Origin of the sequence: Aeromonas allosaccharophila (assembly GCF_016026615.1) — a bacterium.
GTDB lineage: Bacteria > Pseudomonadota > Gammaproteobacteria > Enterobacterales > Aeromonadaceae > Aeromonas > Aeromonas allosaccharophila.
This window is the reverse complement of the sequence record NZ_CP065745.1, coordinates 3,410,854-3,424,211: the sequence shown is the minus strand read 5'-3', so window position 1 is coordinate 3,424,211 and position 13,358 is coordinate 3,410,854. Positions and strand designations below refer to the sequence as shown.

14 protein-coding genes are annotated in these 13,358 nt (G+C 60.7%); 5 read left to right on the top strand and 9 right to left on the bottom strand.

Features of this window, described 5'->3' with window-relative positions; genetic code table 11:
- Positions 1-16: 16 nt before the first annotated feature.
- The 4 genes from spoT to I6G90_RS15615 form a co-directional block, all read right to left on the bottom strand.
- Positions 17-2,134 carry a bifunctional GTP diphosphokinase/guanosine-3',5'-bis pyrophosphate 3'-pyrophosphohydrolase gene (spoT, locus tag I6G90_RS15630; RefSeq protein ID WP_042063569.1) on the bottom strand — a complete coding sequence of 706 codons (2,118 nt, stop codon included), beginning with the start codon at positions 2,132-2,134 and terminating at the stop codon, positions 17-19.
- A 131-nt stretch (positions 2,135-2,265) separates the two neighbouring features.
- Positions 2,266-2,541, bottom strand: coding sequence for a DNA-directed RNA polymerase subunit omega (rpoZ, locus tag I6G90_RS15625; protein WP_005307060.1), 276 nt, complete (start codon positions 2,539-2,541; stop codon positions 2,266-2,268).
- Between the two features lie 79 nt (positions 2,542-2,620).
- Complete coding sequence (gene gmk / locus I6G90_RS15620; RefSeq protein ID WP_042063568.1) at positions 2,621-3,247, bottom strand: guanylate kinase; 627 nt, start codon at positions 3,245-3,247, stop codon at positions 2,621-2,623.
- Positions 3,248-3,547: 300 nt separating this feature from the next.
- The gene (locus tag I6G90_RS15615) at positions 3,548-4,603 is read right to left on the bottom strand and encodes a glycosyltransferase family 9 protein (protein ID WP_197928240.1); all 1,056 of its coding nucleotides are present in this window, start codon (positions 4,601-4,603) and stop codon (positions 3,548-3,550) included.
- Between the two features lie 221 nt (positions 4,604-4,824).
- On the opposite strand from I6G90_RS15615, the gene I6G90_RS15610 reads away from it, so the two are divergent.
- Positions 4,825-5,538 (top strand): 3-deoxy-D-manno-octulosonic acid kinase, encoded by a 714-nt coding sequence (locus tag I6G90_RS15610; RefSeq protein ID WP_042656849.1) that lies wholly within the window; start codon positions 4,825-4,827, stop codon positions 5,536-5,538.
- 70 nt (positions 5,539-5,608) lie between these two features.
- A complete protein-coding gene (locus I6G90_RS15605; protein WP_197928239.1) occupies positions 5,609-6,472 on the top strand; it encodes a GGDEF domain-containing protein in 864 nt (287 codons plus the stop codon).
- A 6-nt stretch (positions 6,473-6,478) separates the two neighbouring features.
- Here the strand turns inward: I6G90_RS15605 and I6G90_RS15600 are convergent, their stop codons facing one another.
- Positions 6,479-7,333, bottom strand: a complete 855-nt coding sequence (locus I6G90_RS15600; protein WP_197928238.1) for a carboxylate/amino acid/amine transporter — start codon at positions 7,331-7,333, stop codon at positions 6,479-6,481.
- A 39-nt stretch (positions 7,334-7,372) separates the two neighbouring features.
- Here I6G90_RS15600 and I6G90_RS15595 point away from each other — a divergent pair, with 39 nt between their 5' ends.
- A complete protein-coding gene (locus tag I6G90_RS15595) occupies positions 7,373-7,834 on the top strand; it encodes a DUF6314 family protein (protein ID WP_197928237.1) in 462 nt (153 codons plus the stop codon).
- A gap of 125 nt (positions 7,835-7,959) precedes the next feature.
- Here I6G90_RS15595 and I6G90_RS15590 read toward each other — a convergent pair whose 3' ends face one another.
- Together I6G90_RS15590 and I6G90_RS15585 are read right to left on the bottom strand one after the other, a co-directional pair.
- Positions 7,960-8,121 (bottom strand): hypothetical protein, encoded by a 162-nt coding sequence (locus tag I6G90_RS15590; RefSeq protein WP_111808873.1) that lies wholly within the window; start codon positions 8,119-8,121, stop codon positions 7,960-7,962.
- Positions 8,106-9,005 carry a DMT family transporter gene (locus I6G90_RS15585; protein ID WP_042063560.1) on the bottom strand — a complete coding sequence of 300 codons (900 nt, stop codon included), beginning with the start codon at positions 9,003-9,005 and terminating at the stop codon, positions 8,106-8,108. Before I6G90_RS15585 ends, I6G90_RS15590 begins: the two co-directional genes overlap by 16 nt.
- Positions 9,006-9,096: 91 nt before the next feature.
- Between I6G90_RS15585 and I6G90_RS15580 the strand changes: the two genes are divergently transcribed.
- The gene (locus I6G90_RS15580) at positions 9,097-10,056 is read left to right on the top strand and encodes a LysR family transcriptional regulator (RefSeq protein ID WP_042063558.1); all 960 of its coding nucleotides are present in this window, start codon (positions 9,097-9,099) and stop codon (positions 10,054-10,056) included.
- On the opposite strand, the gene trpS is transcribed toward I6G90_RS15580, so the two are convergent.
- Together trpS and I6G90_RS15570 are read right to left on the bottom strand one after the other, a co-directional pair.
- Entirely contained in the window at positions 10,035-11,048 is a 1,014-nt protein-coding gene (trpS, locus tag I6G90_RS15575; RefSeq protein WP_197928236.1) for a tryptophan--tRNA ligase, read from the bottom strand. The two genes, I6G90_RS15580 and trpS, sit on opposite strands and share 22 nt — an antisense overlap.
- Before the next feature lie 193 nt (positions 11,049-11,241).
- Positions 11,242-11,679 carry a universal stress protein gene (locus I6G90_RS15570; protein WP_005339229.1) on the bottom strand — a complete coding sequence of 146 codons (438 nt, stop codon included), beginning with the start codon at positions 11,677-11,679 and terminating at the stop codon, positions 11,242-11,244.
- 401 nt (positions 11,680-12,080) lie between these two features.
- On the opposite strand from I6G90_RS15570, the gene fabV reads away from it, so the two are divergent.
- A complete protein-coding gene (gene fabV / locus I6G90_RS15565; RefSeq protein ID WP_197928235.1) occupies positions 12,081-13,268 on the top strand; it encodes an enoyl-ACP reductase FabV in 1,188 nt (395 codons plus the stop codon).
- The last annotated feature ends 90 nt before the right edge of the window (positions 13,269-13,358 follow it).

Below are 13,358 nucleotides of genomic sequence, written 5' to 3'. Positions count from 1 at the left end.
CTTGCGCCGCCTGTATTCAGTTCTTCTGTCGGCTCACCTTGAGCACGTTGGGCATCACGCGGATCTTGCGCATGATGTTGGCCAGGTGGATGCGGCTCTTGGTGGTGATGAGCAGGCTGACCTGATAGACCCGGCCATCCTTCTCTTCGGTGCTGATGGCGTGAATGTTGGCGCCGGTGGCGGCAATCACGTTGGCCAGCTCGGCCAGCGCACCCTGATGATTGATGATCTCGATGCTGATGCCGGTGCGGAACTCCTGTTCCTGCTCCTTGTCCACTTCCCACTGCACTGGCAGGTACTTGTCCGGCTCCTTGCTGTAGCCCTTGATGTTGCGACAGGTTTCCTGGTGGATCACCAGCCCCTTGCCCGGGCTGATGTGCGCGATGATCGCATCCCCCGGGATCGGGCGGCAGCAGTTGGCGAAGGTGACCAGCATGCCGTCGGCACCCTTGATCGGCATCTTCTTGCTGCTGGACTTGGGTTGCTCTTCCGGCGGCAGTTCATCCCCCAGCATGCGGCGCGCCACCATGACGCTCATGGCGTTGCCCAGACCCACATCGGCCAGCAGCCCCTGCAGGTTCTCGTGCTTGGTGTCGGCCAGCACCTGCTTGATGCGTGGCTCGGGGATGTCTTCGATATTCTTGGCGCCCAGCGCATGGTTGAGCAGGCGGCGACCCAGCACCACCGACTCTTCGGTGCGCAGGTTCTTGAGGAACTGGCGGATCTTGGAGCGTGCCTTGGTGGTCACCACAAAGTTGAGCCAGGCCGCGTTGGGGCGGGCGCCCGGCGCCGTGATGATCTCCACCGTCTGACCCGAGTGCAGCGGGCTGCTGAGCGGGTAGGGGTGGCGATCGACCCGGGAGCCGACACAGGCATGGCCGATGTCGGTGTGCACCGTGTAGGCGAAGTCCACCGGCGTGGCGCCAGCGGGCAGCTCCATGATGCGCCCTTCCGGGGTAAAGACGTAGATCTCGTCGGGGAACAGGTCGGTCTTGACCCCTTCGATAAATTCAAAGGAGCTGCCGGCGCTCTGCTGCAATTCCAGCAGGCTCTGCATCCAGCGCTGGGCGCGGATCTGGGCGGTGGTGCCCGAGCTGTCGCCATCCTGCTTGTAGGCCCAGTGGGCGGCAACCCCTTTATCGGCCATCTGATCCATGAATTCGGTGCGGATTTGCACCTCCACCGGCACCCCGTGCGGCCCCACCAGCGAGGTGTGCAGCGACTGGTAACCGTTGGTCTTGGGGATGGCGATGTAATCCTTGAAGCGGCCGGGGCGCGGCTTGTAGAGGCTGTGCATCTGCCCCAGCACCCGGTAACAGGTATCTATGTCCTTCACCTTGACCCGAAAGGCGTAGATATCCATTACCTCATGAAATTGCAGCTCTTTTTTCTCCATCTTGTTGTAGATGGAGAACAGATTCTTCTCGCGGCCACTGACTTGATGCTCAATCCCCGCCTCTTTCAGGCGACCGCTGATTTCGCTCTGGATGGAGTCGATGATCTCGCGGCGATTGCCACGGGCGCGGCGCACCGATTCGCGCAGCACACGGGATCGCATCGGATAGAGCGCCTCGAAGCCCAGCTCTTCCAGCTCGTTCTTCATGGTATGAATACCGAGGCGGTTGGCGATGGGGGCGAAGATTTCGAGGGTTTCCCGAGCGATGCGGCGGCGTTTGTCCGGTCGCAGTGAGCCCAGGGTGCGCATGTTGTGGGTGCGGTCGGCCAGCTTGATCAGAATGACCCGGATATCCTGGGTCATCGCCATCACCATCTTGCGAAAGTTCTCGGCCTGCGCCTCTTTGCGATCGCGAAACTTCAGCTTGTCGAGCTTGGAGACCCCGGCCACCAGTTCTGCAACCGCATTGCCAAACTGTTCGGCCAAGTCGGCCTTGGTCACGGAGGTGTCTTCAATGACGTCGTGCAGCACGGCGGCCATCAGGGTTTCATGATCGAGGCGCATGTCACCCAGGATCCGGGCAACGGCAACAGGGTGGGTTATATAGGGTTCGCCACTGGAACGCATCTGTCCCTGGTGGGCATCGCGGGCCACCACATAGGCTTGCTTGAGCTTCTCAACCTGCTCTGGCGGCAGGTAGGAACTGGCTATTTCTTTAAGGTTTTCAAATAAATACAAGACAGTCCCCGCAGCGGTGAAACGGCAATTCGTGGAATTGAGGGTAGAGCCCTGAGTTTGCGAGGTTTTCGAGCGGTTGTAAATGGGGATGAACAGTCGGCACCCGGGCGGGTGCCAACCGGGGGAATTACTTAACCGCGGCCTTCGGCGATGGCAGCAACGGCAGCCAGCTCGGCGGCTTCCTGCTCTTGCTGCTCGTAGCGGTCCTGGGTGTCCATCACTTGATTGTTCACCAGACCCAGCTCGATCTCACGCAGGGCGATCACAGTCGGCTTGTCGTTCTCTTCGTCGACCAGGGGATCTTTGCCTTGTACCGCGATTTGACGAGCGCGGCGCGCGGCGACCAGCACCAGGTCAAAACGGTTACCTACCTGTTTTACAGCATCTTCTACAGTAACGCGTGCCATGCAGGACTCCAGTGTTTGGGCTTTCTGTATTTAGAAAAGCAGTGTTTAAAAATGACGCAAAAGTTTACTTGTTTTTGGCTTACTCTGCCAGTAGCTGTTGCAGCAAGTTTTTTTGAGCCTGTTGCTGGTGACGCATCTCCAGCCGTTGGCACTCAATAATGGACCTGAGCTGGAACAGCGCCTGCTCGAAGTCTTCATTGATAATGACATAGTCATACTCGTCGTAGTGCACCATTTCGGCAATGGCTTTCGCCATCCGGCCGGCGATCACCTCGCTGCTGTCCTGACCGCGCCCAATCAGGCGGCGTTCCAGCTCTTCGCGGCTGGGGGGCAGGATGAAAATGGATTTGGTCGGCATCTGCTCGCGGATCTGGCGGGCACCCTGCCAGTCGATGTCGAGGAATACGTCGATCCCTTTGGCCAGGCAGGCTTCGATGGCGGCGCGTGAGGTGCCGTAGTAGTTGCCGAATACTTCGGCCCACTCCAGAAAATCACCGCGTTCGATCAGTGCCTTGAACTCTTCCACCTGTACAAAGTGGTAGTGCACGCCGTGCTCTTCGCCCGGACGGGTGGCGCGCGTGGTGTGGGAAACCGACAGCTGCATCTTGCCCGCAGCGTTATGTTGGGTCAGCAAGGCATTGAGCAGACTGGATTTACCCGCGCCGCTCGGAGAAGAGATGATATAGAGAGTGCCTTGTTGCGCCATGTTATTACCTTTAATCGAAACCGCTGTTTTGGTTGTAGCAGAGGCCGCCGTCTTGTGCCCGAAAGGGAGACAGCCAAACGCAAAACGCGGAAAATTATTGAGTCAGGAGGATGTAAAGGCGGCGAATTTTACCAGAATGCGGCGAATAAAAAAACGGCCGGAATCATATTCCAGCCGATCAAAGTATTCGTAGCTTGCTGCGGGAGCGTAACCCACATCAGCCTTGATTGTGCCTTTTGGGGCAGGTTGGGGCCATCAGGTTATCCCTGCCTGATGGCTCGGAATTCCCGAGTTGCCCTGTCAGTACGGCAGCTGGCGATCGGCGCAGAGCCGATCGAAGGCGGCGATCACCTGCTCATGGGTGATCTTGGCCATGGCCTCCGGGTCCTTGAGGCGGGTGCGCCAGCTCAATTCGGCCAGCGGCTTGCCGGTCTCCTGCTCGACCAGCTCCTGATAGACGCTGACTACGTAGTCGCGGCACAGATAGGGGCCGGTGCGAGCTGGATTGTGGTGGGCATAGAGGCCGATCACCGGCGTGCCCACTATGGTGGCCATATGGGTGGGGCCGGTATCGGGGGCCAGTACCAGACTCGCCCCGCCAATCAGCGCCAGCAGTTGCTTGAGGTTGGTCTGCCCCACCAGATCGACCGGCTTGCTCTGGCTTAAGCGCTGAATGTCGGCAGCCAGGTCCCGCTCCAGTTTGGCAGGTCCGCCACAGAGATAAACCTGAAAGCCCTTGCTGGCGGCGTGATCCGCCAGCGCGGCATAGCCTGCGGCAGTCCAGTTCTTGAACGCTTTGCTGGCGGCGGCGCAGATCAGCAGGGTCGGTTTGCCGCCAATCTTCTCCTTTGCCCACGCCTGATGTTCGGCGCTGATGGGCAGTTGCCAGTCCGGGGTCAGATCCTTGATGCCAAGCTCTTTGGCGAAGGCGAGGAAACCGTCCAGCACATGGGGGGAGTCGGGCGAGGGCACCTTGTGGTTGGTGAAAAGCCACTGACCATCGTTGGCCCGCTCCTTGTCGAAGCCGAGTTTGACCTTGGCCCGGATGCCGAGGGTGGCAATGCTGGCACGCATGGCCGCCTGCAGGTGGAGCAGGGCATCGAACTTGCGCCCCTTGAGGGTCTGCCAGAGATCGCGATAGCCGCGCCATCCCTTGCTCTTGTCGAAGGGGATCACCTCGACCCCGGGCAGATCGGCAAACAGGGTTGCCTCGATTTTGCCGGTGATCCAGGTGATGCGGGTCTGTGGCCACTCCCGCTGGATGACGCGCACCAGCGCCAGTGCGTGGCAGCAATCCCCGATGGCGGAGAGCCGCAGGATGCAGATGGAGGAGGGTGGCGTTTGAAATAGCGGCATGTTGTGGCGCACGGCTGGCAAAAAGGGTGGATGGCATTATGCAAACTCCCCTGTGGATTGTAAAATTGCGCACAATCGTCAGCCAGGATCGGCCGGGCCCAGTGCCATGACCTGTCTCTGCACATCGCTGATAAAGGCCACTATTGCGGGCATGCCAGAGCGGCAGCCTCATCGCCAATTGAAAAATTGCGATCCATGACCCACCGAGCGGGATCTCCACGATGCGAATACAGACCGAACACAACCAGATCTGCTGGTACGCCGAAGGGGCCTTTCGCGACCCCTCTCCCCAGTTATTCGATCCTGCCTGGTGGCAGAACAACCGTCAGGTGGTGGGTACGTCCATCGGGCGGGGGGTGACCTGGTTCGTCAAGGATGAGTCCCGTCATCTGGTGCTGCGCCACTACTATCGCGGCGGCATGGTGGGCAAGGTGGTGCGGGATCGCTTCTGGTTCGAAGGGGTCGAGTCGAGCCGCGCCATGGCCGAATACACCCTGCTGGCCAGGTTGTGCGAACTGGGGTTGCCGGTGCCGCGTCCGTTTGGTGCCCGCATGGTCAAGCATGGCCCCTTCTATCGCGCCGATATCCTGATCGAGCGGATTCGTGGTGCCAAGGATATGGTGGCGCTGCTCAAACAGGGGCCGGTGGCGACCGAGGTGTGGCACAAGATAGGTCAGACGGTGCGTCAGCTGCACGATGCCGGGGTCTATCACGCCGATCTCAACAGCCACAACCTGCTGCTCGATAAAGCGGACAAGGTGTGGGTGATCGACTTTGACAAGGGGGCGATCCGCTCTCCCGGTGAGTGGCAGAAGGCCAATCTGGAGCGCTTGCTCCGTTCATTCAATAAAGAGTCTCAACTGCATACCAGTTTCCACTTCGTACCGGAGAACTGGCAGACGCTGATGAACGGGTATCACACAAAAGCGAGCTGACCCTGTTGCTCGGCGTGAACGCCAATGTTACTTATTGAGCAGGTATTCAGATCCGGTTTCGAGGCGCCCCATGGAAATGCTCAAGACACCTTTGGTCGATGTGACTGCCCGGCTTGATCCGGGTCTGCTGTCTGATGCCATGACGCTGCTGGAGGCGGGCATCTGGACCTGGTCTGCACAACAGGGGTTGCGCCGCGATCCCTCCTGCCTGCGCCTGCTGGGGTTGGGAGAGAGCTGGCCGGATGATCTCGGCTGGCTGGATCGGGTTCATCCCGACGATGTTGCCCGGCTGGAAGATGCCCTGCTCGTCTGTCAGAGCGGCCGCAGCAGCGGTCTGCGCCTCGAATACCGCATTCTGCATCATCATGGTCACTACATCCGGCTGGAAGAGCGGATGCGTCGCGATGAGCGGGGCTATCTGCTGGGGGTGGTCCGTCACCTCGATCCTGCCGTGGTGCTGGTGGAGGAGCGGCATGGCACCGATCCGCTGACCGGTCTGGAGAGCCGTGGTCGCTTCGAGCAACTGCTTGAGGAGCGGCTGGCGACCGAGAGCGGCAGCTTCAGCCTGCTGCAGTTCTCGGTCGATCACATGGCCAAAATCCAGCAACTGTTTGGCGAAGCGGCTTGCGATGCCATGCTGGCCAAGCTGGCGCGCATCGTGCGCCATGAACTGCGGCGGGAAGATCCCTTCGCCCGCTGGGATGAGGACGGTTTTATCCTGATGCTCTCCCAGACCGAGCGGATGAGCGCGCTGGAGATCGCCGAGCGTCTGCGCCTCGAGATTGCCGATGCCAGCCTGCTGTCACAGCGGCCGGTCACCGTCAGCATCGGGCTGGTGCAGAGCCAGACCGGCGAGCAGCTCGATCATCTGCTGGCCCGGCTGGCCACCTGCCACGGTCAGGCCAGACGGGAGCACAACACCGTCGTCGGCTGAGTGCGGTCAGGGCTGGCCGCGCTTGTCGCGCTGGCAGACCCAGAGCGAGGCCAGCATCAGCAGGCCGCCGATGGTCAGCCGGGTCAGATCGGTATCCTTGCCCCAGAGCAGCAGGTTGACCAGCAAGCCGGCCGGAATGAGCGCATTGTTCATGATCGCCAGCACTCCGCTACTGACCAGCGTCGCCCCCTTGTTCCACAGGAAGTAGCCGAGGCCGGAAGCCCCGACCCCCAGCCAGAGCAGAATGCCCCACTGCAACCCTGATGTCGGATATTGCGGCTTGCCCAGCAGCCACCAGGCGGGCAGGGCGATCACCAGCGCCCCCAGATAGAAGCAGCCGAACACTGCCAGTTGCGGTGGTTGCTCCGTCTCCCGTGCCAGCAGTACCTTGTAGCCCACCTGACCGAGCGCGAAACAGAGGTTGGCCCCCTGCACCACCAGAAATCCCAGCACATAGCTTTCGGTCAGGCCGTCGAAACGGATGACGGCAGCCCCGAGCACTGCCAGCAGGGCGCCCCACAGATAGGTGGGCTTGAAGCGCCGCTCCAGCAGATCGTGCAGCAGGGTGACGTAGAGGGGGGTGAAGATGGTAAAGACCAGCACTTCCGGCACCGTCAGCAGCAGGAAGGAGTGGTAGTAGAAGAGATACATGATGCCGAGCTGGATGGCGCCGAGGGCCATCAGCTTGGCCACCAGATCGGGGCGCAGCCAGCGGCGGCGCAGGAAGGGGAGAAACACCAGACTGGCGAGGGCGATGCGGGTCAGCACCGAGAAGTAGGCATCCACCTGGCCAGCGAGGTAGACCCCGATCAGGCTGAAGGAGAATGACCAGAGCAGGGTGACCCCTATCAAGTGGTTCATGTGTTTGATTTATCGTCAGTTGTCAATTTCAAGGGGGCTATGATGGCCGAGATGGAAGCGGCAATCCAGTGTTTATGGGGGCGATTGCCACAGGTCGGAGCATTTAGCTTTACCGCCAGCAATGGCGAGGGGTCGGCGACCGACTGGAATGGTCGGGGCGAGGGGTGTGTGCAGGTGACCGATCATCAGGGGGGCTGGCTGTTTAGCGAGCAGGGTCGCTACACCACGCCCCATGGAAGGGAGCTCGCCATGCACAACCGTTTCTGGTGGCAGCGCGGCGAGCGGGGGATCCGCCTCTCCCATCTGCGTTATGAGGCGCCGGTCGAACTGTTCGAGTTGCTGCCGCAAGGGGATGGCCGCTGGCTGACCGCCGAGCCGCATCTGTGCGGGGCGGATCACTACAGCGCCGAGCTGACCGAGATCGACGGCGGTTTTCTGCTGAGCTGGCAGATCACCGGGCCGCGCAAGAACGAGCGGCTCAGCTATCGCTATCTGCTCTGACGCCGGCTGGCAGGCATAAAAAAACCGGCGCAGAGCGCCGGTAGCGGGGGACAAATCGGAGGTTTTTTTAAAAACAGTCCCAAAACAGGAGAGATAGACTCTCGTCACACATTCAGAGATGGACTTCAGGCATTCAGGGCATAGCTCAGCATGGCTTGCAGCTTGCTATCGAAGAACCAGGGCAGCAGTACCATCAGCAGGCCCATGATCCCGGCCAGTCGCTGGCGATACTGCCAGCCGGCAATCAGTACCAGACCACCGCACAGTGTGGTCAGGATGCCTGACATAGGGTGACCTCGCGCTGTGTGCGACGCTGTTGCGCCCACTGGTTCATGGCGACCGAGCCGAGGATCAGGGCCAGAGCAACACCTGTGGTGGGGTGGATCTGCTCGCCGAGGAACAGGGCACCCAGCATCACACCGAACAGCGGCACCAGATAGTTGCTGAAGGAGGCGAACGTCGGGCCAGCCTTCTGGATCAGCGCCATGTAGAGGAAGTAGACCAGACCGGTACAGAGGGTACCCAGCACGGTGATCGCGCTCAGGGCCTGGCTGCTCGGCATGGTCAGGTTGCTCAGGTCAACCATGAAGGGTGCGACCAGCAGCAACTGGGTGGCCGAGGAGATCAGGATATTGCGGGCAACCACGACCGGATGGTCCTTGGCGAAGCGCTTGATCATCAGCAGGCCGATGGCGAAGCAGCTGGCACCGAACAGGATGGCGACGGCACCGAGCAGGCCGGCGTTCATGCCCTGGGAGAGTTTCGGCCAGAACAGGGTGAGTACACCGGCAAAGCCGATGATCACGGAAAGCAGACCGGTTTTGGTGATTCTTTCACCAGAAATAAACAGCGGTGCAGCCAGAATGGTCACAAACGGGATACAACCCATGACCACGGCGGCGATGGCGCTATCCACGTACTGCTGGCCCCAAGCGACCATGATGAAGGGGATGGTGGCATCCAGCAGGGCGATCAGCATATAGGTGCGCCACGGGGTGTGCTCACTCTTGAGCCGCATGAACAGGCAGAGCAGACCCAGGGTCAGGCTGCCGCACAGGGCACGACCGGCAGCCACCAGAATGGGGGGCAACTCGGCAACGGCCTGGTGCATGAAAATGAACTGGGAACCCCAGAGCAGGCCAATGGCCAGCAATAACAGATAGCTACGCATTTTAATCTCCGATGTATTAAGCCAGCGCATTCTAGGCAATCTGTTACTATGGTAAAAATGAATTGTTGGCATTTAACTATGGCTAATATCGATGGATAGCTCGCTCGCCCGTCTCGACCTCAACCTGCTCGCCGTATTCGACATGCTGATGCAGGAACGCAACGTCACCCGTGCCGCCGAACGGCTGCATCTCTCCCAATCCACCGTCAGTCACGCCTTGGGGCGGCTGCGGGTGGCGCTGGATGATCCGCTGTTCGTGATGAGTCGGCGCGAGATGATGCCGACCGAGCGGGCCAAGGCGCTGGCCGGGCCGGTGCGCCAGGCGCTGGCGATGCTGGAGCAGGGATTGCGGCAGGCCAAGGGGTTTGATCCCGCCACCGCGCGGCGGATTTTCCGTATCGCCACCCCGGGCTCGGTGGAGCACGGGCTGGTGCCGGTGCTGGTGGACAGGCTCCATCGGCAGGCCCCTCACTGTCGGCTTGAGGTGTGCGAGCTGGCAGACAGCAATTACGAGCGGGAGCTGGAGAAGGGGGAGCTGGATCTGGTGATCGGCTTCGCCGGGGCGAATCACCTCTCACCCCGCTTGTGGCGGGAGGAGTGGTTCAACAACCCGCTGGTCTGCCTGTCGCCGCTCGGCAGTGAATTGCCCGATGTGCTGACTCCAGTCGAACTGGTGAGCCGCCCCCACATCCATACCTCCAGCTGGGGTCACAGTCAGGCGATGGTGGAGCTCTGGCTGGCCCGCTTTGGGGTGGAGCGGGAGCTGGGCGTACGGTTGCCGAGCTTTATGGCGGTACCGCCGCTGATGGCGACCGGCCGCTATCTGGTGGTGGTGCCCGAGATGATCGGACGCCACTTCTGCCGCTACTACCCGCTGCGGATGCACCAGCTCGACCCCGCCATCCCCATCGTCTACCTGATGGCTGGGCACCCGCTGACCGCCCACGACGAGGCGATCGGCTGGTTCAAGAGCCTGCTGCACCAGCTGGTGTTCGACCTCTACGGCGCCGATGCGCTCGGCACCCCGGCTCAGCGCAGTCTGGCGAAGTAATCCAGCCCCATAGCGCTTTTCACCTCCGCCAACACCTCATCGGTGATGATGCGGGCCTGCTCGGTGCCCTGATAGAGCAGTTCCAGCAGCATCTTCTTGTCGGCGATGGCGGCCTGACGGCGTTCCCGCATCGGGGCGAGCAGGGTTTGCAGGCAATCGTTCAGCACCTGCTTGCAGCGCATGTCGCCCAATCCGCCGCGCTGATAGTGCGCCTTCATCTCGGCGACCAGATCTTTGTCGGGGTGGAAGGCATCGAGATAGGCGAACACCGTATTCCCCTCCACCTGACCCGGATCGCTCACCTTGAGGTGGTTGGGGTCGGTATACATGGCGAACACCGCTTGTTTGACCTCTTCCGCCGACATGCCGAGCTCGATGGTGTTGCCGAGGGATTTGGACATCTTGGCCTTGCCGTCGATGCCGGGCAGGCGGCCGGTGTCACTCAGGATCGGCTGACACTCGGTCAGTACCTCTTTGCCCACCAGGGTGTTGAAGCGGCGGACGATCTCGTTGGTCTGCTCCAGCATCGGCAGCTGATCTTCCCCGACCGGCACGTGGCTGGCGCGAAAGGCGGTGATGTCGGCGGCCTGACTGACCGGATAGACCAGAAAACCGGCCGGCAGCGTGCGCTCGAACCCTTTCTGCTGGATCTCCGCCTTGACGGTGGGGTTGCGCTCCAGCCGCGCGACGCTGACCAGATTGAGGTAGTAGCAGGTGAGTTCGGCGAGGGCGGGCAGGGCACTCTGCAGACAGAAGGTGGTTTTGGCCGGGTCGAGGCCGACCGCCAGATAGTCGGCCATCACCTCCAGCACGTTGTCGGTCACCTTGGCCGGATTGTGGCCGTTGTCGGTCAGCGCCTGCAGATCGGCGATCATCACGAATTGACGGTAGTGGTGCTGGGCTTCGACGCGCTGGCGTAGGGAACCGACATAGTGGCCGATGTGCAGTTTGCCGGTGGGACGATCGCCAGTCAGGATAACGGGGTTGTGCATGTCACTCTCTCCAGTTGGGTGAGCCGGGAGGCGACAAAGGGATAAAAACAGTTGACCGCCTCTCGGCGGTCACGGTGTTTTATTTGGGAAAATCTCGAATAGAAACGCGGTGCCGCCTGTTTAGGAGCAGCACCACCAGTAGTTGTGATTGAATGCGGTCATGTTCATAGCAAATCAAACTACGCCGGTTTCATTACTTCTGCAAGGGGACGACCAGCAGATCGCAGGGCACCGTATTCATCAGCTGACGGGCGCTGGAGGTGAGCAGGCTCCAGAAGCTCTGGCGATGGCCGCACACCAGCAGATCGATCTCGTACTCCTTGACCGCCTGATTGACTCGCTCGCTCAGATCGCCGCAGATCACCAGCTTCTTCTCGATGGGATAGTCCACCGAGGCAAGGAAGGCCTCCAGCTTCTCTTTCGCTTCGGCGATCACCTGATCCTGCACGTTGTCGATGTCGATATCGATCATCTCGGTGTAGAGATCCTTGAGGTCCACATCGACATGGATAACCGACAGCTTGGCGCCGTTGGAGCGGGCTCTGTCCACCGCCTTGTCGATCACCTTGCGGTTGTCTTCAGAGAGGTCGATCGCGGCCAGAATATGCTTGTAATAGGTTGTTCCACTCATGGGATATCTCCTTACCGATCCTTCACTCCACTATACCCATCTCTGCTGAAACTAAAATGGTGTCGTAGGCACAGTTTCGGGATTTAAATGAGTTTAATTTTTAACGTCGCAGGGTTGGCCACTCAGTTACTGACCATTGTTTGCCTATAAATTAAACAGGAGTTTGAAGCCGGTCACACCCTTTGGCTTGCCCATGACAGGGGAGAGGCATAGGATGGGCCCGTGCTTCGCAATGAACACAAAACAACAAAAAGCATCTGAATACCGCTTTGGGGAGCCTCGCGCTCCCTTTTGTTTTTCTGCCTCATTCCCCGCTGCTTTTCTGACTGATAGCGATCCGGCATCAAGTTAATCTCCCGCGAGTTGGTTATGCTGTAGCCAGTTTCTTTGGAGGCCTTCCCATGATCATTCATCCCCAGATTCAAGGTTGCGTTGCCCGCAACTGCCATCCCATCGGCTGTCGCGCCGCCGTGCAGCAGCAGATCGAACGCATCAAGGCCGCTGGCCAGTTCAACGGGCCCAAGCGGGTGCTGGTGCTGGGAGCCTCCTCCGGTTTCGGGCTGGCGTCGCGCATTGCGCTCGCCTTTGGGGCTAGTGCCGACACCATCGGCATCTCGTTCGAGCGTGGCCCCTCCGACAAGGGGCTCGGCAGCGCCGGTTGGTACAACAACATCTGGTTTCGCAAGGAGGCGGAGCAGGAGGGGCGTATCGCCATCAACCTGATCGGTGATGCCTTCTCCGACGGGATGCGCCAGCAGGCCATCGACACCATCCGCCAGCAGCTGGGGCAGGTGGATCTGGTGATCTACTCGCTGGCGAGCGGCATTCGGGTGCTGCCCGACGGCACGCAAGTGCGCTCCGTGCTCAAGACCACCGGCCTGCCATTCAGCGGTTGGGGGCTGGATCTGGAGCGCGATACTCTGGTGCAGCAGTCGCTGGCGCCTGCCACGCCAGAGGAGATCCGCGACACCGTCACCGTGATGGGCGGCGAGGATTGGCAGCTCTGGATGCAGGCGTTGCAGCAGGCCGATTGCCTCGCGCCCGGCGCCCAGACCGTGGCCTACTCCTACATCGGCCCCGAATCCACCTATCCCCTCTATCGGGATGGCACCATCGGTTATGCCAAGGAGCATCTGCACGCCACCGCCGAGACCATCAATCTGCTGCTGGCCGAGATCGGTGGCCACGCCTGGGTATCGGTCTGCAAGGCGCTGGTGACCAAGGCGAGCGCCTATATTCCGGTGCTGCCGGTTTATCTCGGCCTGCTGATGGGGGTGATGAAGGATCGCGGCGTCCATGAGGGCTGCATCGAACAGATGCAGCGACTGTTTGCCGCCAAGATGTACGGGCCCAATGGGGTGGTGGCCGATGGCAACCGGCTGATCCGGATGGATGACCACGAGCTCGACCCGGCCATTCAGGCTGCCGTCTCGGCACTCTGGCCCAAGGTGACGCCTGACAACTTCCACGCGCTGGGGGATTTTGTCGGGCTGCGGCAGGATTTCATGCAGCTCAACGGCTTCGAGCTGCCGGGCGTCGATTACGCGGCGCCGGTGGATGTCGCCTCCCTTGGCGAGCTGACCCCCTGAGCTGAAAGAAACGGGATCTCCCTCTCGTTGGCGGGTTGATTCGCGGCGGGAGTGTGGCGACAATCGATACCAAATCACTGAGGAGAAACA